A 20694-nucleotide genomic window follows, 5' to 3' on the forward strand; every position below is an offset into this window, starting at 1 on the left:
TGTGAAGAGAAGGCGGCGTTCTTTTTCTTTTTGCCTGCTGGATTTGCATACTTGTCCGTGTTTCCTCATAAGGATGTAGAAGGAAACAAGCTCTCTGACAAGCGAGAGGGGGAGGAACGGATGATGGATACGAAGGAAGCGGTGCGTAAGCGCCGAGAAGAGAAAATTAGACGATTGATGGAGCAGCCCGTTCGGGATGGATTCATGCAAGAGCGGCTTTCAAGAGTGGAATACAGTGTGCCGGCTGTGCCGCCGTCCTATCCCGTGTTGGATGAGGAGGAGAGGGATCCGGAGAAATTGTGGAAAGAGAGCCCAAATCCTTGGGATGGCTGGACGCAGATACAGGATGATCAGCGAAGCCGGACGAGCCGTATCGATTATCGATACAGAAATGAGCCGGGAGAACCGCCGTATGCGGAACCGCCAAAAGGGGGACGACCACATCCATTTTTTCGTGAGCTGCGCTGGAAAATGATTGCGGCTGCTGTATTGTTCGCCGGCATATGGGGCTTATACCAGACCGATGAGGAGTGGGCATTGGAGAGCCGAACATATGTGGCACAGGCGCTTCATGATGAGCTGGATTTTGCAAGTGCGGCCAAATGGTATAAAGAAACGTTTGCAGGAGCGCCGACGTTTATTCCGATTTTTCAAGAGGAGCAGAAGGAGGCAACGGCTGCCGAAGGGACTGTCAAGCTGCCTATCGTTGCTCCGCTTGAGGGCGGTGCTATCGTACGTACATTTGCCGAGCTGCTGAATGGTGTTGAGCTTGCAGGGTCATCGGAGGAAGCGGTAAATGCGGTGGAAACGGGCAGAGTGCTTGTAGTCTCGGAGCCATCGGATGATGGAGTAACCGTCGTAGTTCAGCATGCGGATGAACGAGTCAGCGTATATGGCAAGCTAGGATATGCATCGGTTGGCGTGAATGATTGGGTGGAAGCGGGCGACCAGGTCGGGAGCCTGCGCAGAGCAAGCGGCGAGGAGCCGAGCCTGCTTTATTTTGCAATTAAGCAAAACGACCGCTATATTGATCCGGTAAGCGTGATCCCGCTTGGTTAAATGGAGGGGCATTCGCTGGTCGGTGCATCCGTTGTTTGTGCTGGTAATGGCGGCCTCGGTATTAACAGGTTATTTTGTCGAGCTGTTTACCTTGTTTTCAATCGTTATTGTCCATGAAGCTGGTCATGTGCTGGTAGCGCGTTATTTCGGCTGGCATATTCGTGAAGTTAAGCTGCTGCCTTTCGGCGGTGTGGCTGAAGTGGAGGATGCGGGCAGCCTGCCAGCAGGAGAGGATGCACTCGTAGCGATAGCCGGACCGCTGCAAAATGTATGGATGGGACTAGCTGCCTGGGGTTTCGGCCAGTTGGGGCTGTGGGATTCCGAATGGTCGGCCTATGTCGTTAATGCCAATATGATGATTGGCTTATTCAATTTATTGCCGATTTATCCGCTTGATGGCGGGAAGCTGCTGCAGGCTGCCCTTAGCTATAGCTTGAGCTTTTACAGCGTCATGCGCTGGACGGCACGCATCAGCCTTGTGCTCAGCAGCTTGATGATCAGCGTTTCACTGCTGGGGCTGCTGCGTCCCGGCGGCGGTATTCAAATGAATCTGCTCGTCATTGGAACGTTTCTGTTTATGACGAACTGGACCTATAATCGGAGCATCCCGTATTTATTCCTTCGCTTTCTCATGCATCGCGACCAGGTAGCCATCCGTAAAATGGCGCAAGGCGTGCTTGCCAGCCCTATCGTGGTGGATGGCAGGCACTCTGCGGTTTATGCCGTTCGTTTGCTGTGGCGCGAGCGGTATCACCTGTTTTATATAATGGAGCGCGGCTCCAGCATAGCCAGGGTGGCTCCGGAGCAGCGTATTGTGGACCGTTATTTGCTTGAGCGCAACCCGAACCGGCCTGTTATTGAGCTGCTGCCTTAAGGAATCCAAAAACAGATAAGGAACTGTCGCCGCGACTTGTGTTAATATAAAAGAAAACGTGAGAGCTGGCGGGTGATGTTTGAGAGATGAAGCAAATGTTGATGCACAGTGACGGAGAAATGCTTCAAACAGCTGTTTTGCAGGATGGCCGGCTCATGGAATTTTTTATGGAACGGTCGGAGAAAAGCGGCCTCGTAGGCAATGTCTACAAAGGGCGTGTTATTAACGTATTGCCTGGCATGCAGGCGGCATTCGTAGATATTGGCCTTGGCAAAAATGCTTTTCTTTATATAGATGATTTATTGCATCCCAATTTGGAAAAGCAGCCAGAAACGAAACCCTCGATTGAAGAGCTCGTTCGGCCAGGTCAAGAGCTTATTGTACAGGTGATGAAGGAGCCGCTTGGCGGCAAGGGGGCCAGGGTGACGACCCATTTTACATTGCCGGGGCGCTGGCTGGTACTCATGCCGCAGGCTGGATATGTAGGCGTTTCGAGAAAAATTGCTGCCGACAGCGAGCGTGCCAGACTGCGCAATGTTGGCGAACAGCTGCTGCAAGGCGAGGAAGGCATCATCCTTAGGACAGCGGCCTCGGGAGAAACCGAGCAGTCGCTTGCCGCTGATGTTGCCCAGCTTCGCGCTAACTGGGAACGTATAATAACCCAGGCAGAGGTAGCCAAAGCACCAATGGGCCTTCATATGGAAGCCGGGCTGCTGCGGCGAATTGTCCGCGATACGCTGGATATGGAAGTGGAAGAGGTATGGATTGATGATGCATCCCGTCTGCAGGAAGCAGCTGCGCTGCTGAGGGAAATGACACCCCAGCTCGAGAAACGGCTCAAGCTGTATGACAAGAATGCCTCGCTTGCGCTTTTTGACGCTTTTGACGTCACTAGGCAGGTCCATGAAGCATTCCAGCCGAATATTCGGCTCGCAAGCGGCGGCTCTCTCATATGGGGAGAGACGGAAGCTTTAACTGTTATTGATGTGAATACGGGCAAATTTACAGGTGCTACGAATTTAGAAGATACGGTTTTCCGCACGAATTTAGAGGCGGCTGATGAGATTGCCCGGCTGCTGCGGCTTCGTGATGTGGGCGGCATCATTATTATTGATTTTATCGATATGGAAAATGAATCAAACCGTGAGCGGATTATGGCGCGCCTGAATGAATGGGCGAGGCGGGACCGGACAAAATGCTCGGTCGTTGGCTGGACAAGGCTAGGGCTTATGGAAGTGACCCGCAAAAAGGCGCGGGAGGGTGCGGCGGGCCAGCTGACAGAGCGCTGCCCGTGCTGCGGAGGAAGCGGCAGGAAGTCGCAGGCTTAAGCATGAAATAACATTATGAAGATGGTATGTGCAAATGAAGAAAGCGACCACTGAAGGGCCTCCCCTCCAGTGGTCGCTTTTGTTGATTTCAGCAGGCTGAAGCTAATTTGGTTGTTCACCTGCAAGTATAACGCGCAATGACTAGTTCGCGCGGTGACTAGTGATTCGCATCATTGTGAGCGGATCATTTTTTCATAATCGGAATCCACACTTCGCAGTGGTAGTCCTCAGCGCAAGTATCGCCTTCGAAATAAACCTCCAGCTCCGGGCCTCCAGAATGCTCATAGCCAGTTGCGGGAAACCATTCCTGGAATATCCGGCGGAATACGTTTTGAAGCGAATCCGGCAGAGGACCGGTCGAAGTGAATATGGCCCATGTAGCCGCAGGAACGGTGCGGGCAGTATATTTCTTTTCAGAATCAGCTTCATCAGGCGTCACTTTAGTGGCAATCATATAGGTAAAGGTTTCTTTATCGGGCTGGCCGTCCAGGCAGACACCGATAATAGCCCCGTCTCCTTTGGAGTACAGCTCGGCGGGCGCGTCGCTATGGTTGAATGCCTCCCATAGTTTAGGGATGTCGATGAAATTTTGTCCGTTCTTACAGCTTACTTCATAGGACAAGCCGACAATTTGAAAAGCTTCTTTTTCCACGATCCGATAATCCATGTCCTTGTCTCCTTTCAATGATAGCTGGAATGAAATGCGGGGAAAGGCTTTCAATGAAACGCCTAGTGCTCTCGCTTCCGACGGCGAAATGCCATGAATGCGGCGAAACGCCTTGGAAAATGATTCTGGGGAATCATAGCCGTATTTTAAAGCAACATCTACGACTTTAATGGCGCTTGACGTCAGCTCCTGTGCCGCGAGTGTTAGCTTGCGCCTGCGAATATATTCCGCTACCGTCATTCCCGTCAGCATGTGGAACATCCGCTGAAAATGGAATGGCGATACATAGGCGGCTTTGGCGATTTCGGCGATGTCGAGGCGCTCCTCCATTTTTTGCTCCATGAGGTCGAGCGCATCTTTCATTCGAAGTATGGCATCCATGCCGCAAAACCTTCCTTTGCTTTTAAATGGTAGCATGAACGATGAGCCGTCTGCCTGTCATTGCGTGCTCGCCTCAGACAGATGCTTTTGCATAAAAAGCGTTCGATAAGACTGGCCTCATTATACAAAATTAAAATTATTGGGACAATGAAGCGGGAGAAATCGTTTTATTGCTAGACATTTGCGGAGAAAGGAGGTTGCTTGATTCTATTTTGTATGCTAAAATGTTCAAGTATGTCTGATTGTTATATACAGCGGACTTGCAGATACCGCTCCGATCGGGTACAAGCAATAGCAGCCCATGCTGCCATTCACCTGGATTAGGCGAGTCTTCGACAATAAGGAGGTGCACTCACAATGTTCGCAATTATCGAAACTGGCGGCAAGCAATACAAAGTTCAGGAAGGCGATGTGCTTTTCATCGAAAAACTGAACGCCAATGCAGGCGAAAGCGTAACGTTTGATCGCGTGTTGGCTGTATCCGGTGCTGACGGTCTTGTAACTGGTACTCCAGTTATTTCCGGCGCTACTGTTTCTGCTACTGTTGAAAAACAAGGCAGAGGCCAAAAGATCATCGTTTACAAATACAAAGCCAAAAAGAACTACCGTCGTAAGCAAGGTCATCGTCAACCGTACACAAAAGTAACGATCGGCAAAATCCAAGCGTAAGAGGATTATTATGATCACGGTTACGATTGTACGAAATGCTGACAAGCGGATTACATCGTTTAAGATTAAAGGTCATGCGAAGTATGCGAAGCTCGGCAAAGACATTGTCTGCGCTGGCGTATCGGCTGTATCAGTCGGTACGGTCAATTCGATTGAAGCTCTGGCAAATGTGAAGCTTCCTTATGCAATGGACAATGGATGGCTATCATCGGATATTCCGGTTTTAGCTGATCAGGAAACCGCTCTTAAGGTGCAGCTGCTGCTGGAGTCGATGATCGTGATGCTTAATACGATTGCAGAGTCCTACGGAAAATATGTTGTGATTAAACAACAATCTCTTGAATGAGGGAGGGAAATCTCATGTTGAAACTGAATCTTCAGCTTTTCGCTTCGAAGAAAGGTGTAGGTTCCACAAAGAACGGACGTGACAGTCAATCGAAGCGTCTTGGCGCTAAACGTGCTGACGGTCAAACCGTATCTGCTGGAAGCATCTTGTTCCGCCAACGCGGAACAAAAATTCACCCAGGAACTAACGTAGGCATCGGCAAAGACGATACGCTTTATGCGAAAGTCGAAGGCGTTGTAAAGTTTGAGCGTTGGGGACGCGATCGCAAAAAAGTGAGCGTGTATCCAGTGGACCTGGCTCCAGTAGCCGCAGCAGTAGAAGCATAATAGCAGCAAATGCCCCGGCCTCGTGTGTAGGCCGGGGCATTTGCTGCTTAAAGACCTATCGGCTAATGCAGCGACATGTTATACTGAATTAGCTGGGAAACATGCGGGAGAAAGTGGGATCAATGAATGGATCGCATTAAATCGGCAAAGCACATCGCGGCTTTTTCTATTGTGCTACCGGCTGTGGCTATGCTTGTATGGCCTTCGTCAGTCTGGCTGCTTGTGCTTTTCATGCTTTGGTTTGCGGCTGCTGCAGCCATCTGGATTCGCTCGGAGCGGCGTGAGCACGCGAAGCAGCTCGCGCTTACGATACACAGCCTGCAGGCCGCGGGGATGAGGACGCTTAACCATCATCGGCATGACTGGATGAACGACCTGCAAGTGCTATATGGCTACACACGGATGCAGAAACCGGATAAAACGGTGGAATATGTGGAGAAAATAAGGGCAAAGATGCTTACGGAGAGCCAAATTTCAAAGCTTGGGGAGCCAGCGCTCGTCAGCTACATCCAGAGCTTTCGTACACTGACAAGCTCGCTTGAGCTGAAGGTGGACATTGAGCAGGATTTGAATTTAGTTGAGCTGCCGCTTGCCAGCACCGAAATCTCCGAAGCATTAATTGGCATAATGAATGGCTATCGTCTGGCGGTTAAGCCTGGTTTTGGCGAAGTCGCCGTACTTACGCTGGCACTGGATTGGGACGGGCAGCAGCTCCACGTTGCTTTCGATCTGGAAGGCGAGCTAATTGACGAGCAACAATTGAAGGATCAAATAAAACAGCAGTTGAAAGGCGCGACTCTGCAGGCGGTCGATATTGAACATCCGCAAGAGGAAATACGGCTTAAGGCGGAAAAGCGCGCTTGAACGGGGGCACAACATGTTTGTCGATAAAGCGAAAATATTTGTAAAAGGTGGCAACGGCGGCGACGGCATCGTCTCCTATCGTCGTGAGAAATACGTACCGGAGGGCGGACCTGCCGGTGGCGATGGCGGTAAAGGCGGAAATATTATTTTCCGCGTAGATGAAGGCTTGCGCACGCTGATGGATTTCCGCTATCAGAAGCATTTTAAAGGCGAGCGCGGCGAGCGCGGCAAAGTGAAGAGCATGCATGGTGCAGGTGCGGATGATATGATCGTACGCATTCCTCCCGGCACGATCATTATTGACGATGACTCGCAGGAAATCATTGCCGACATGACACGCCATGGCCAGGAAATTATTGTAGCAAAGGGCGGACGTGGCGGACGCGGCAATACAAGGTTTGCAACGATTAACAACCCGGCTCCGGATATTGCCGAGACGGGTGAAGAAGGCCAAGAACGCTGGATTGTGCTTGAGCTTAAGGTAATGGCAGACGTAGGTCTGGTCGGATTCCCAAGCGTAGGCAAGTCCACCTTGCTGTCGGTCGTATCCGGGGCCAAGCCGAAAATCGGCGCGTATCATTTTACAACGCTAACGCCGAATTTAGGGGTTGTAGACGTTGGCGATGACCGCAGCTTCGTAATGGCGGATTTACCGGGATTAATCGAAGGCGCGCATGAGGGCGTAGGTCTGGGGCATGAGTTTTTACGCCATGTCGAGCGTACTCGCGTAATCATCCACGTGCTGGATATGTCCGGCTCTGAGGGGCGCGATCCGTTTGAGGATTGGCTGCAAATCAATGAAGAGCTGGTGCTCTACAATGAGAAGCTGGCCGACCGTCCGCAAATTATTGCGGCTAACAAGATGGATATGCCGGAAGCGGCAGAGCATTTGGAGAAGTTCAAGCAGCAGCTGGAGGAAGTGCGCGGCGAGAAGGAATACCTCATTGTGCCGATGTCTTCTTTGACGAAGCAGGGTGTTCAGGAGCTGTTGTACAAGGCGATGGATACGCTGGAGTCGGTTCCAGATGATTTGGAAATCGAAGAAGTGAAGGATGTTACCGAGCGCAAGGTGTTTACGTTCGAGAAACGCGAGGAATCCAGCTATACGATTCGCAAGGAGAACGAGCTGTACGTTGTCGAGAGCGAAAGCATCGAGAAATATTTGAAGCGTATGAAGGTCACTTCGTATGACTCAGTCATGCGTTTTGCCCAAATTATGCGGAAAATGGGTGTGGATGCAGCGCTGCGCAAGCATGGCGCCAAAGATGGCGACACGGTGCAAATCGGCGATTTCACCTTTGAATTTTTCGAAGGCAGCGACTATATGGCTTAATCGAATATTGGCACAAGGAGACGGCGCAAGCCGTCTTTTTTTATGTGCTCAATAGCTGTATTTTCAGAAAATAGCGCTAAAGCTGTTACAACCTGCTCAAAAAGGTGTAATAGCTATACAGAGCAACATATTGATTCGGCGTAAATAAGGCATATGCAAGTAGAGAAAAGTGTTAGGAGGTATGCTGAATCAGTAGAATGCATGGCTTAGGCAGCAGAAGCTGCGATGCCAAGGAAAATAGCAGTTGAAGGGATGTTAAACGTAATGAAAAGAAGCAAAGTACTCTCCTTAATTACAATGGTGAGTATTTCCGTATGGCTTGGAGCTTGCAGCGAGGAGGCGGGGGATGGAGGGAGCAGTGCCCCAGCTTCAGTGGACCAGACATGGCCCGAGATGGCAGCAGCCGTTCCACAAGAAGCGCTTTCGGAGCCGGAGGCAGACGAGCTGCCAGCGAGCAGTGAACCGTCTTCGGCTATTGCGAGACCGGCTGATTTGCCAAGCGATTTTCCGATTCCCGCTGATGCTGTTTTCATGACTTCCTCGAAATCGGTAAATGAGGGCAAAAAAGTGATATTGTTCAATTTTACGACGAAAAAGTCGATGGATGAGCTAGCTGACCTTTATCAAGCTTATGCGATAGATAAAAAGCTGGAAGACGGCAGTGTGACGTTTGCAGATTCGAAGCTTATGATTGAGGGCTCAATCGATAAAACAGATTCCATTTGGCTGTTGGGTACGACACTTTCAGAAGCCGGCGTTTCACAAATTACGGTGACCTGGTCGGAAAATTGACTGCGTTGAGCCTCAGCTACGAGGACTGGCTGAAACCGCGTCATTGATATATTTGGAAATGGTGAATGCTGGCCGTCTCCTGCTTTATGTGGTAATATTGCTTTTGCTCGCCATTAATGAGCTTAACGATTTTATTGTCATGCTTATTTTAAACAGGAAGCTGCTGCTGTCATGAAGATTTTCATATGAAATGAGAGGATGTTAAAACATGAAAAAAAATAGATGGTTTTCTTTATTGTCTGTTGTTATTATAGCGGGTGTCGTAAGCGCCTGCGGCAATAATGCTGCTGGTGGAACCAATACAGCTCCACAGGAAACAGCGAGCGTAGCGCCAGGAAATACAGCGGAAAGCGCAAGCCCTGGAGCGGAAGCGACGCCAAGCGATGCTGCTGCATCACCAGCTCCTTCAGATGAGGGAAAGACAGAAACAAAGGGTGACGGAGAATCGTCTGCAAGTGCAAGACCCGATTATTTGCCTGCCGATTTCCCGATTCCCGCTGATGCGGTTATTACAAATTCGACTGAAAATATCGATAACGGCAAAAAATCGGTTTTGCTTGTTTTCAAGACGAAGGAAGACTTCGCCAAGCTAGGCCAATCCTATAAAGATTATGTAAATGAAAAAGGGCTGGAGGACGGCGCCCAGACGATCGATGATAAAAATATTATTATTCAAGGAACGATTTCCGGCTCCGAATTTATTTCAATCATCGGCGGTAAACTAGCTTCAGAAGAAGGAGTTTCCGAGCTGACTGTAAGTTGGACAGAGCAGTAGACCGCGCTGCATGCGAGCCAGACGCTTTGCCGTGATAACGGCCCGTTATATGTAATTGAATCCGTTCCCTGCGAAGCTTGCCTTTGCAGGGAACGTTTTTTTTTTGAATACTATTCCCGTTTAAAAGCGGATTATCATTTAAACCTATTGCCCCAGCCTTATGATTCCGCTATAATGTCCTTTATAGAAGAACAAATGTCTTTTTAGGGGGGACGGAAGTGACGCAGCGGTATTTTGCTGTACGGGAGGATATGCTGCCGGAAGCCATTCTCAAGACATTGCAGGTAAAGGAAATGCTTGCCAGAGGCGAAGCGGCAACGGTGCATGAGGCAGCCGAGAAGGCGAACCTGAGCAGGAGCGCTTTTTATAAGTATAAGGATGGCGTTTATGCGATGCATCAGATTAACCGTGAGCGGCTGGTGACGATTTCTATGGAGCTGGAGCATCGTTCGGGCGTGCTGTCAAAGGTGCTGTCGCTCGTGGCGACGCATGAAGGCAATGTGCTGACTATGAACCAAAGCATTCCCCTGCAAGGACTTGCCCATGTGGTCATTTCAGTTGACGTTTCCCAGCTCAGCGGGGATTTGGACTCTTTAATGGATGTTATTCGCAGCCAGCAGGGCGTACGTAAAGCCGCCGTAATCGGGCAAGGCTGATGAAATAGAACGTTATATTATTGAAGGATAAATGGAGGGAATCATATGAAACCAATTAAAGTAGGTTTGTTAGGGCTTGGAACAGTAGGAACAGGTGTCGTCCGCATCGTGGAAGGACATCAGGAGGATCTGCAAAGCCAGACCGGTTCGGCAATTGAAATTGCGAAGGTGCTGGTCAGCAACAAAAGCAAAGCGCGCGACATTTCGATCGACCCGTCCAAGCTGACAGAGGACCCTTGGGAAATTATCCACAATCCGGACATTGATGTGATCGTCGAAGTAATGGGTGGAATTGAACAGACGAAGCAATATATTATTGAAGCTTTATCGCGCGGCAAGCATGTAGTGACTGCCAATAAAGATTTGATGGCGCTGCATGGAACGGAAATACTGGCTGTTGCTCAGGAGCACGGCTGCGATGTGCTTTATGAAGCGAGCGTAGCTGGCGGCATTCCGATTATCCGCACTTTAATCGAAGGCTTCTCCTCCGACCGGATAACTAAAATTATGGGTATCGTTAACGGCACGACGAACTATATTTTGACGAAGATGAGCCAGGAAGGCGCTTCGTACTCCGATGTGCTTAAGGAAGCCCAAGCGCTCGGCTATGCGGAGTCCGATCCGACCTCTGACGTTGAGGGACTGGATGCTGCGCGCAAAATGACGATTTTGGCGACGCTTGGCTTCCGTGCCAATGTGGCCTTGGATGATGTATCCGTTCAAGGGATTTCATCGGTCAGCCGTGAAGACATCCAATATGCGAAGCGCCTGGGCTATGAGCTTAAGCTGCTTGGCATCGCAGAGCGTCAAGATGACGAATTCAGCATTAGCGTACAGCCAACGATGGTTAAGCATTCGCATCCTATCGCGTCAGTCAATGGCGTATTCAACGCCGTATATGTTCATGGCGAAGCGGTTGGAGAAACGATGTTTTATGGTCCGGGCGCTGGCGGCATGCCTACGGCTACCTCGATTGTTGCCGATCTCGTTGCCGTTGTGAAAAACTTGAAGCTTGGCGTTAACGGCAAGCAAAATATTATGACCTATAAGGAGAAGAAGCTCAAAACCGATGAGCAAATCTCCTCAAAATATTTCCTGCTTCTCCATGTAGCAGATCGCGCAGGCGTGCTAGCGCGCATTACTCAAGTATTTGCAGACTTTGAGGTAAGCTTGGAATCGGTTCTGCAACAGCCGAATCCTGTCAATCCAGAGGCGGAAATTATCGTCATTACGCATGATGCGAATAAAGCAGCGATGCAGAAGGTATTGCAAACCTTTGAAGAGCTGGATGTTATCCGCAAGGTGAAAAGCGTGTATCGCGTTGAAGGTTAAGCCAACACTAGCAATCGAAGGAGCTTTATAACGTTATGAATAACCGTCGAGTAATCGTAAAGGTGCCTGCGAGCACTGCTAATTTGGGTCCAGGCTTCGATACGCTGGGCATGGCGCTTTCCCTGTATGCTTGGGTTGAAATGTCGGTTGCTGAGCATACGGTTTTTCGCTTGTACGGAGACGAAATGACAGGTATCCCTGAGGATAAGTCAAACTTGATTTATAAAGTGGCGCAGCTTGTATTCAAGGAAGCGGGCGTACAAGTACCAGAACTGGACATTGCGATGTACAGCAATATTCCGCTTACACGCGGACTTGGCAGCAGCGCTTCAGCTATCGTTGGTGCGCTGGTTGCCGCCAATGCGTTAATCGGCAGTCCGCTGTCGGATGATAAGCTGTTTCAGATGGCAACAGCGCTGGAGGGCCATCCGGACAATGTAGGCGCGTCGCTGTTCGGCGGCATTGTCGTATCCGCTTGGCGGGATGGAGAGCGGGCAGATTATGTTCGTCTGGAGCCGCATGAGAAGCTGGAGGCGCTCGTTGCGATTCCTTCCTTCCAGCTGTCTACGGAGAAGGCGCGCCATGCGCTGCCGAAACAAATCAGCATGCAGGATGCGGTCTTTAACGTGAGCCGCAGCTCGCTGCTCGTTGCGGCTCTTGCCAGCGGCGAGCTTGGGCTCATTCGCCATGCGATGCGGGATTGCCTGCATCAGCCCTACCGGGCAGCGCTTATTCCCGGCATGGCTGAGATTTTGGACAAAGCAGCCGATTATGGCGCGCTGGGGGCCGCTTTAAGCGGCGCAGGCCCGACGTTGATCGCTTTTGTAGAGTCGGACAGCCCTCGCAAGCAGGAGCTGGAGCATTTTCTGCTGGAGACGTTGAAGCAGGAAGGAATTGAGGCCCAGACGCTATGGCTGAAGCCATGTGCGGAAGGACCGAGCGTGACTATAGAGCAGGCAAAGGCTGGCACAAAATCGCTAGGTTTGCTTGAGCGGATTAGAGGAGAGGCCGTATGAGTACGACAAAATCAGTTGCTTTGCTGCCGGCAGGCTCTGTATCAGATGAAGCGGCACGGCAGCTTTTTGCAGGAGAAGAAGTAGTGTGGAAGCATCATCGGCTCATTGCCGATGTGTTCCTATCGACGGTTAAAGGGGAAAGCGGCTATAGCATTATCCCGATCGAGAACACCATTGAAGGCTCGGTTAGCCTGCATATGGACTGGATGGTTCATGAAGTGGACTTGCCGATTCAGGCCGAATGGGTATATCCTTCGATACAAAATTTAATCGGCCGGCGTTCGGAGCTGACGAATGAGTATGGCACCGTAGATTATTCCCGTGTGAAAAAAGTAATCAGCCATCCCGTTGCTATGGCGCAGTGCTTGCAGTTTCTTAGAAGCGAAATCCCTCATGCTGAGACGGAGCATGTCGGCAGTACGTCTGAAGCGGTGCGTATCGTACGCGACAACCCGGGAGCAGGCTGGCTGGCAATAGGTACTTCAAGAGCGGCGGCGAACAATGAGCTGGATATTTTGCAGGCGAGCATTACCGACCACAGCAACAACTATACGCGGTTTTTGCTCGTTGGCGAGCAGCCTTATACCGCGCGGCATTCTGATTTCAAGAAGACGAGTATTTTGGTGAATTTGCCGGATGACTATCCAGGTGCGCTGCATCAGGTGTTGTCAGCGTTCGCATGGCGCCGCATCAATCTGTCGCGGATTGAATCGCGTCCGACGAAGAAGAAGCTGGGCAATTCTTATTTTTATATCGACATTGAGATGTCGCTTGATACGGTGCTGCTGCCGGCAGCGATTGCTGAAATTGAAGCGATCGGTTGTCAGGTGCGCGTGCTTGGTTGTTATCCAAGCTTTACGTACGAGCAGCTTCAGCAGTCGAATGGGTAACTAATGGATATGCGGCAAATTAACACATGTCATACTGATTGTAAGGTTAGTTTAAACGGCAGGATTAGGCCGATGGTATTGTATTTTGCTAATAGCGAGACGCACAGCTTCTGGTAAGCTGGCTGCGGCTCGCTATTTTTTTTTCAAAGTTGGGGACACCTGCCCATGTGCTGCATAGAATATAAAGATTGATAGCAAGCATGCATGCACGGCAGCAATCATGCTAGTTATTTAAAGAACGTGACAGGAGGTTGTCGGCAAGTGAAAATTTATGTAGTGAAGAAAGGCGATTCCCTCTACTTAATCGGTCAGAAGCACCATGTTACGGTTGAGGAGATTTTGAAGCTTAATCCTTCCATTACGAATCCAGACGTCATTGAGGTGGGGATGAAAATTAAAATCCCGTCTTCTTCCCATGAAACGGGTGGAATGGACATTATGCACCAATACGTGGTGAAGCAGGGGGATACGCTGTGGAAGCTGTCCAAAGCATGGGGAGTTCCACTCGCCGATATGATCAAAGCGAATCCTCAACTTAAAAATCCCAATGTGCTCATGACGGGCGAAATCGTCAATGTGCCTAAAGCGGGCCATATGACGACTACACCGTCTACAGGAACGGGAACGGCAGCAGGAATGGGGACGACGGCAGCGGGAACAGGCGGTCATACAGGACATCATGCTCTTCATCCGCTGTCGGTCATGCAAGGCGTGCAGCAATGGGTTGGCGGTAAAAAGCCGACAGGGCAAATTCCTGGCAAAACGCCAACAGGGCAAATTCCTGGCAAAACGCCAACTGCGCCAGTAACCGAAAAAACGCCAACCGCTCCGATTCCGAAGACGCCAACTGCGCCAATAACGAAGACACCAACTGCTCCTATTGTGACACCTACGCTACCGGAGGCAAAACCTGTACCGCAGCCAAAACCGCTGCCGATTGAGAAGCCAGTGGAGAAAAAGACGTACCCGGTTTATTCCCATCATCAGCAAAGCGTTGACTTGTTTATGCAATACGGTACACCTGCGGTAGAAGCTTCATCGACTTACCCGACAACAGTTGTATCGCCCGCTGCAACGGCTCCTTCTTTGCCGCAATACGGAGGCTACAGCATGCCTACAACGGTATCACCTGCACAAACAGGCGGTTACGGTCATTGGCAGCAGCCAACTATGGTCAGCCCTGTGAGCCAAGGAGGAGGCTATAATCCGTGTCCTCCTGGGATGTATCCGATAGGCGGTATGAGCAGTGGCTACGGCTATGGCGGAATGGTATCGCCAGCAGAGACGCAAGGCTACGGCTATGGCGGAATGGTATCGCCGGCAGAGACGCAAGGCTACGGCTATGGCGGAATGGTATCGCCGGCAGAGACGCAAGGCTACGGCTATGGCGGAATGGTATCGCCAGCAGAGACGCAAGGCTACGGCTATGGTGGAGCCGTATCGCCAGCAAGCACGCAAGGCTATGGCGGAATGGTATCGCCGGCAGAGACGCAAGGCTACGGCTATGGCGGAATGGTATCGCCAGCAGAGACGCAAGGCTACGGCTATGGTGGAGCCGTATCGCCGGCAGAAACACAAGGCTACGGCTATGGTGGAGCCGTATCGCCGGCAGAAACACAAGGCTACGGCTATGGTGGAGCCGTATCGCCAGCAGAAACGCAAGGCTACGGCTATGGTGGAGCCGTATCGCCAGCAGAAACGCAAGGCTACGGCTATGGTGGAGCCGTATCGCCAGCAAGCACGCAAGGCTATGGCGGAATGGTATCGCCGGCAGAAACGCAAGGCTACGGCTATGGTGGAGCCGTATCGCCAGCAAACACACAAGGCTACGGTTATGGCGGAATGGTGTCGCCAATCGGCAACAACTGCAACGGCTATCCCGTCTCAGCATTTCCTCCGTTCCCGCCTTACGGATATTATCCTATGCAAACCGCAGGAGTTGAGTCACAAAAGCCATGCAATTGCGGCTGCAAGGATAAGCGCGAAGAGGATGAGCAAGTAAAAGAAACAACGACAATCAATGTGAAAAACGGCAAAAACAATGCGCAGCGCAAATCCAATAAAAAAGCGGTAATTCGCACCGTTGCCCCTCGTTCTAGAACGAGCAAGCAAAACAGCAGCCCTTGGATTAGCCGCTAGTTTTTAAATTAATAAGTTAATAGCAAAGCACCTTTTCTTCATAACGGAGAAGAGGTGCTCTCTGATTTGTTAATAAATCTAACCATCCTTCAACTGATCTACAATCTCCTGCAGCAAAATCTTTTCCGTCTCCTTCAATTTTTGCAGCTGCTCCATTTGCTTGTACAACGTATCCGAGCTTCGAGTAAGCCAATATTTTAAGATGGAATTTCTTACAGCCTGCGCAGTAGCCTCCAGCTTTCTCCATCTGCTTAAAATTTGATTATCATCAATCAAATGATGGTTATTAATCATGTAGTTTAATCGCATGGTCATGCATTTCTTATGGTCGTAAAGCAGGTGGAACGATCTAATATCAAATACTACCTCTTCTTGAGCCAAATATTTTAAATACTCGGAGGCCTTGTCGTAAACATTAATACCGAAGGTTAGCCCGGGTGTGCCTAAAGCTTGGTTATAATGTTCATCCGTATGTGCCTTAGACAAGAGGTAGGCATTCATCGTATTTTTCACATATGTTAGAGAAAAAGTATAATCGGTATTTTCGAGCGGCTTCAATAAATAAAGATGGTCTTTAAAATCATGGGCATCGATTTCTAATATATGAAATGCTCTATGAAAAGCTTCGTAATCACAGGTGATATTCGTTGAATATTTTCCGTTGGCATTATTGTCACAAAAGTACAGCTTTTTATTTGCATCATCATACCCATTTATCATGACTTCATGTGGGGATCTTGCCGAAATTTCATACTCTTTAATATGAAAACGGTCGATCATAACGATTACATAATAGCCGCCATCAATCGATGCTTTTATAAAATCAAACAGGTCGTTATTTAAAATCGTTGAGCTTTGCCTATCTAGCGCTATCCGCTGAAAATCAATAAATGGGCAGTCATAAAACTCAACCATTTTATCTCTATAATAACCGTTGAAGAAAAAGGTATATAATTGGTTTGGATCAGGAATATCGAATAAATTAATATAATTATTCATAAACCATAATTTTTTCGAGTCCACACGCGAGATAATAGAATAAAAATCACTGTAAAACCAATATGAATCAATAATTTGCTTTTCTTCAACTGGAAGGATTTTCACCGTCACTGTGATCATTCCTTTTCTATTTGATTAGGTTATCTATTGGATTAATTTAATAAATAAGCTCATCATGCGTGAAGTAATTTCAATATAACATTACTGGAAAAAATATGAAAGTTTTATGTTGAAAACACTTTCATTTTCGAATTAAAGCCATTGACAGATTCCCGCTTCCTCCCTATGATTAAGAATGGATTACGGACAGGACGGGCTTATGAGCCTGCAAAACTTCATACTTGAATGAAAATAGGTGCGAAATGTTGGCTGGAACTTATACGTCTTCGTTCGCTTAAAAGGGAAGTTCGGTTAAAGGCCGACACGGACCCGCCACTGTAAAGGGCAGCAGCTTACACAGGCTGCGCTCCCCTCACAAATAAGCCACTGGCTGATGAGCTTCTTTTCGTCGCAAGACGAATAGCAGATGCTTACCCTAGCTGGGAAGGGAAGAGAGGGAGGCCCCAAGTCAGGAGACCTGCCTGTTTTAACATCACTGTTTGACCTACGGTGCTTAGGGAGGTGGTTGGTTATGCCCATTTATTGCAAAATGTCTAACGATTATTTGTTGCTTCATGGCGAGCAGACGCAGATAAGGTTTAGTTATTTAACATAAAAGCATTTCTGACTGCTTTTTAAGGGTCGGGGATGCTTTTTTTAAATATAGAGAAAAGATATGATTTTTCTATCCTTTCTCTATATTTCTACGCGAAACGGTAGCTTTGCCGCCACAGGACGGCTTTCGGCCGTTTACGCTTACTAGAAGGGGAGACAAAAGAAAAATGAACCACACGAAGAAGCCGCTTAGCTTGTCACTTGGAATGATGATCGTTTGCTTGATGCTGGTCCTTGCAGGATGCAGCACGAATGCTGGCCAAAACGCAGAGCAGGGCACGGATGCTGCCTCGGGAAACAACGCTGCTGCCGCTAAAAAAACACTAACAATGGCGTACACTTGGAACCCTGCAGGCGTTGATCCGCATGGCGACGATAGCTGGGATGTTATGCGCTCGGGCGCAGGGGAAACGCTGATTAAATTGAATGAGCAGCTGCAGCCATCCGCTTGGCTCGCGAAGGAATGGAAGCAGGAGGATGCTAATACGTGGACGTTCAAGCTGGAAACGGGCGTAACGTTCCACAACGGCAAAAAAATGGATGCTGAAAGCGTAAAAGCATCGCTGCTGCGTTCCATTGCGAACAGCCATTTGGCGAAGGATTTGCTTCTGGTTAAAGATATTGAAGTGCTTGCGCCTGACGAGCTGAAAATGATTACGACACAGCCGAACTCGGCGATCATTTCCAGCTTGGCTGATCCAAGCACGATTATTCTTGATGTTGACAGCATGAAGGAAGCGGGCAGCTACCCGGCCATGACGGGAGCTTTCAAAATCAAGCAATTTACGAAAGACGTATCGCTTGTTGTTGAGCGTTATGATGGCTATTGGGGGGAACCCGCAAAGCTTTCAGAAGTGACGATGAAGTTTGTAACCGATGGCAACACGCGTCTGATGGCGCTGCAAGCTGGTGAAGTAGATGTCGCAACGGACATTCCGATTGACAGCATTGAGCTGGTAGAGAAGGACAGCAAGCTGGAAGTGCTGTCTGCCCCATCGGTTCGTACACATATGGTATTATTTAATATGAATTCTGCTTTGTTTAAAGAAAAATCGAACCGCGAGGTTGTAGATCAAGCGATTCCGCGCGAGGCGATTATTGAATCGGTTATGCGTGGTTACGGCACGAAAGCGAAAAGCCCGTTCCCGGAAATTTTGCCATTCGGCAAAGTGGCGGAGCAAGCAGCAGGGGAAACGACGGAGCAATTGCTGACCGCTGGCGGCTGGCAGAAAAATGCGGAAGGCATGTGGGAGAAGGAAGGCAAGCCGTTCGAGGCGACGCTCCTTACGTTCCCGCACCGCCCAGAGCTGTCGGTTATGGCAGAGGTTATTCAAAATCAACTGCTTAATGAAGGAATTACCGTGAAAATACGCAAGGTTGAAAATATTGACGCTGAGCTTGCGAAGTCCGATTGGGACCTTGCGATGTACAGCATGCTGACGGCGCAGACGGGCGATCCGCAATATTTCTTGAACATTTTCTATCAAGCTGCTAGCGAATCGAATGTCAGCCATTATGAATCGAAGCCGCTTGAGACGGTAATCGATAAGCTTAACGATACGGCGGATACCGATGCGCGTTATGCGCTTGCGATACAGGCCCAAGATATTATTAATGCTGATTTGCCGCAGTCGTTTATCGTACATCCTGACAATGTATTTGGCGTGAAAAAAGGGGTAACGGGCTTCATACCGCATCCGATCGAATATTATTATGTGACGGCTGAAGTCGATATCCCTTAAGTAAAGGGTGAACTTAAGTATGCTTCGTTTTTGGCTAGAACGCGTCGCGCAAATGCTGCTCGTCATTTTTTGCGTAGCGACGCTTACCTTCATATTAATGCGGGTATCTCCAGGCGATCCGGCGAGAATTTTGCTGACCACGCATAATATCCCGGCCTCGCAGGAGGCGATTGACGCGCTCCGGGAGGAAATGGGACTGACGGATTCCTTGTGGAGTCAATATATAGGCTGGCTAGGCGATGTATTTACATGGCAGTGGGGGACATCTTATATGTCCAAGGAGCCGGTTGCCGGGGAACTGCTCAAAAGGCTGCCCGCCACACTGGAGCTTGCTTCTGCTGGCGCATTGGTCATGCTGCTGGCAACGTGCCTTATAGGCATGGTGACCGCAATCTTTTCAACAGGGCTGCTGGACCGGATAGGCCGAATCCTTGCGCTGCTGGGCGCCTCGATCCCCTCCTTTTGGCTCGGTTTTTTATTGATTTATTTTTTCTCGGTCCGGCTAGGCTGGCTGCCTTCCATGGGACGCGGGGGCTTTGCTCATCTCCTCATGCCGGCGGTTACGCTTGGCCTAGGGCTTGGCGCGGTCTATGCCCGGGTTTTGCGGACGAATATGCTGGAGATGAACAACCAGAACTTCGTCAAAGCATCGCGTGCGAGAGGCTTATCCAAAGGAAGAATATTCATTTTTCAAGTGTTCAAGCATGCCTTTTTGCCGATCTTATCGATGCTGGGGACAAGCTTTGCTTTTATGCTGGGAGGCAATGTGATCGTTGAGACGATCTTTTCCTGGCCCGGTGTAGGCAAATATATTATTGAAGCGATAACGGCGCGGGATTATCCGGTCATTCAAGGTTATGTCGTATTCACCTCCTTCTTGTTTGTCGCAATCCATTTGGCGGTGGAAGTTTTTTATGTGCGCTTGGACCCGCGGCTGCGGGCAAGCTAGGAGGAACTCTTTTTTATGCGGACCCTTTTTCAAAAAAAGAATACAAGCTTGCTGCTTGGCATCGGCCTGTTTGCAAGTATTGTGCTGCTGGGCTTGCTGGCCCCGTGGCTCGCGCCTCATAATCCGCTTCAGGTGAATCTACCGAATCGGCTTCTGGCGCCGAGCGGCGAATATCCTTTTGGCACCGATCATTTGGGGCGCTGCATTTTATCGCGCATTTTATATGGGATTCGGACGACGGTTACGATTGCTTTTGTCATTTTGGGATTGAGCTTATGCATTAGCTTGCCGATTGGGCTGTTAACAGGCTATTTTGGCGGGCGCACCGATCATTTTTTTATGCGGCTGATGGATGGCACGCTCGCTTTTCCTGATTTTGTACTGACAATTGCCATTGTGGGCATACTCGGACCCGGGTTTGCGAATATGATCATCGCGATTGTCATCGTGAGGTGGGCCAATTATGTCCGGCTCATTCGCGGGCTCGTGCTTAAGGTGAGCAAGGAGGATTATTTAATAACAGCCCGCATGTCCGGCAATTCGCATCTGCGGATTATGCGCCGTTATATTTTGCCGCAGATTGCAGCGCCGATCGCTGTGTTCAGTACGCTTGACATTGGAAAAATCGTGCTGCTCATCGCCGGGCTATCCTTCCTCGGGCTGGGCGTTCAGCCGCCTACTCCTGAATGGGGCGTCATGCTGCATGATGCTACACGTTATTTTCAGCTGGCGCCGCATGTCATGATTTTTCCGGGGCTTGCCATCGTAAGCTTCGTATTATCGTGCCAATTAATTGGCGACCGGTTTAAAGAGCAGAACGCTGACGTTCCGAAGGAGGTGTAA

The 20694-nt window shown here is 49.5% G+C and carries 20 protein-coding genes and 1 riboswitch; of the genes, 18 read left to right on the forward strand and 2 right to left on the reverse strand.

Annotation, left to right across the window (positions count from 1 at the left end; all coding sequences use genetic code 11):
• The first annotated feature begins 120 nt into the window (after window positions 1-120).
• From ASF12_RS22960 to ASF12_RS22970, 3 genes are all read left to right on the forward strand, one after another.
• Entirely contained in the window at window positions 121-1059 is a 939-nt protein-coding gene (locus ASF12_RS22960; protein ID WP_081418972.1) for a M23 family metallopeptidase, read from the forward strand.
• Entirely contained in the window at window positions 1052-1933 is an 882-nt protein-coding gene (locus tag ASF12_RS22965; protein WP_056039915.1) for a M50 family metallopeptidase, read from the forward strand. The genes ASF12_RS22960 and ASF12_RS22965 overlap by 8 nt, the downstream gene beginning before the upstream one ends.
• Before the next feature lie 86 nt (window positions 1934-2019).
• Window positions 2020-3261, forward strand: a complete 1242-nt coding sequence (locus tag ASF12_RS22970) for an Rne/Rng family ribonuclease (protein WP_056039917.1) — start codon at window positions 2020-2022, stop codon at window positions 3259-3261.
• Between the two features lie 184 nt (window positions 3262-3445).
• Here ASF12_RS22970 and ASF12_RS22975 read toward each other — a convergent pair whose 3' ends face one another.
• Window positions 3446-4309, reverse strand: a complete 864-nt coding sequence (locus ASF12_RS22975; protein ID WP_056039919.1) for an AraC family transcriptional regulator — start codon at window positions 4307-4309, stop codon at window positions 3446-3448.
• Window positions 4310-4666: 357 nt separating this feature from the next.
• Between ASF12_RS22975 and rplU the strand changes: the two genes are divergently transcribed.
• The 12 genes from rplU to ASF12_RS23035 all read left to right on the forward strand — a co-directional run bounded on the left by rplU (window position 4667) and on the right by ASF12_RS23035 (window position 15447).
• A complete protein-coding gene (gene rplU, locus ASF12_RS22980; protein ID WP_056039921.1) occupies window positions 4667-4978 on the forward strand; it encodes a 50S ribosomal protein L21 in 312 nt (103 codons plus the stop codon).
• 10 nt (window positions 4979-4988) lie between these two features.
• Window positions 4989-5324: a ribosomal-processing cysteine protease Prp gene (locus tag ASF12_RS22985; RefSeq protein ID WP_056039923.1), complete on the forward strand. Its 336-nt coding sequence runs from the start codon at window positions 4989-4991 to the stop codon at window positions 5322-5324.
• Window positions 5325-5338: 14 nt separating this feature from the next.
• Window positions 5339-5650, forward strand: a complete 312-nt coding sequence (gene rpmA / locus ASF12_RS22990; RefSeq protein WP_046229372.1) for a 50S ribosomal protein L27 — start codon at window positions 5339-5341, stop codon at window positions 5648-5650.
• Window positions 5651-5776: 126 nt separating this feature from the next.
• On the forward strand, window positions 5777-6514 hold the full coding sequence (locus ASF12_RS22995; RefSeq protein ID WP_056039926.1) for a Spo0B domain-containing protein: 738 nt from the start codon (window positions 5777-5779) through the stop codon (window positions 6512-6514).
• Between the two features lie 13 nt (window positions 6515-6527).
• A complete protein-coding gene (gene obgE, locus ASF12_RS23000) occupies window positions 6528-7847 on the forward strand; it encodes a GTPase ObgE (RefSeq protein WP_056039928.1) in 1320 nt (439 codons plus the stop codon).
• Between the two features lie 264 nt (window positions 7848-8111).
• Window positions 8112-8639 (forward strand): hypothetical protein, encoded by a 528-nt coding sequence (locus ASF12_RS23005; RefSeq protein ID WP_056039931.1) that lies wholly within the window; start codon window positions 8112-8114, stop codon window positions 8637-8639.
• A gap of 208 nt (window positions 8640-8847) precedes the next feature.
• Entirely contained in the window at window positions 8848-9414 is a 567-nt protein-coding gene (locus tag ASF12_RS23010) for a hypothetical protein (RefSeq protein ID WP_056039933.1), read from the forward strand.
• A gap of 218 nt (window positions 9415-9632) precedes the next feature.
• Entirely contained in the window at window positions 9633-10070 is a 438-nt protein-coding gene (locus ASF12_RS23015; protein ID WP_056039935.1) for an ACT domain-containing protein, read from the forward strand.
• 45 nt (window positions 10071-10115) lie between these two features.
• Entirely contained in the window at window positions 10116-11402 is a 1287-nt protein-coding gene (locus ASF12_RS23020; RefSeq protein WP_056039937.1) for a homoserine dehydrogenase, read from the forward strand.
• A 35-nt stretch (window positions 11403-11437) separates the two neighbouring features.
• Window positions 11438-12418 (forward strand): homoserine kinase, encoded by a 981-nt coding sequence (gene thrB / locus ASF12_RS23025; RefSeq protein WP_056039938.1) that lies wholly within the window; start codon window positions 11438-11440, stop codon window positions 12416-12418.
• Complete coding sequence (gene pheA / locus ASF12_RS23030; protein ID WP_056039941.1) at window positions 12415-13308, forward strand: prephenate dehydratase; 894 nt, start codon at window positions 12415-12417, stop codon at window positions 13306-13308. The genes thrB and pheA overlap by 4 nt, the downstream gene beginning before the upstream one ends.
• 261 nt (window positions 13309-13569) lie before the next feature.
• Window positions 13570-15447 (forward strand): LysM peptidoglycan-binding domain-containing protein, encoded by a 1878-nt coding sequence (locus ASF12_RS23035; protein WP_056039942.1) that lies wholly within the window; start codon window positions 13570-13572, stop codon window positions 15445-15447.
• A gap of 78 nt (window positions 15448-15525) precedes the next feature.
• On the opposite strand, the gene ASF12_RS23040 is transcribed toward ASF12_RS23035, so the two are convergent.
• Entirely contained in the window at window positions 15526-16557 is a 1032-nt protein-coding gene (locus ASF12_RS23040) for a hypothetical protein (protein ID WP_056039943.1), read from the reverse strand.
• Between the two features lie 225 nt (window positions 16558-16782).
• Window positions 16783-17045, forward strand: a riboswitch (cobalamin riboswitch).
• A gap of 282 nt (window positions 17046-17327) precedes the next feature.
• On the opposite strand from ASF12_RS23040, the gene ASF12_RS23045 reads away from it, so the two are divergent.
• From ASF12_RS23045 to nikC, 3 genes are read left to right on the forward strand one after another with little or no spacing between them, the layout of a single operon-like run.
• Window positions 17328-18902: an ABC transporter substrate-binding protein gene (locus tag ASF12_RS23045; RefSeq protein WP_056039945.1), complete on the forward strand. Its 1575-nt coding sequence runs from the start codon at window positions 17328-17330 to the stop codon at window positions 18900-18902.
• 19 nt (window positions 18903-18921) lie between these two features.
• Window positions 18922-19851 carry a nickel ABC transporter permease gene (gene nikB, locus ASF12_RS23050; protein WP_056039947.1) on the forward strand — a complete coding sequence of 310 codons (930 nt, stop codon included), beginning with the start codon at window positions 18922-18924 and terminating at the stop codon, window positions 19849-19851.
• 15 nt (window positions 19852-19866) lie between these two features.
• Window positions 19867-20694 carry a nickel transporter permease gene (gene nikC, locus ASF12_RS23055; protein WP_056039949.1) on the forward strand — a complete coding sequence of 276 codons (828 nt, stop codon included), beginning with the start codon at window positions 19867-19869 and terminating at the stop codon, window positions 20692-20694.

Origin of the sequence: Paenibacillus sp. Leaf72 (assembly GCF_001422685.1) — a bacterium.
In the GTDB taxonomy this organism is placed as follows: domain Bacteria; phylum Bacillota; class Bacilli; order Paenibacillales; family Paenibacillaceae; genus Pristimantibacillus.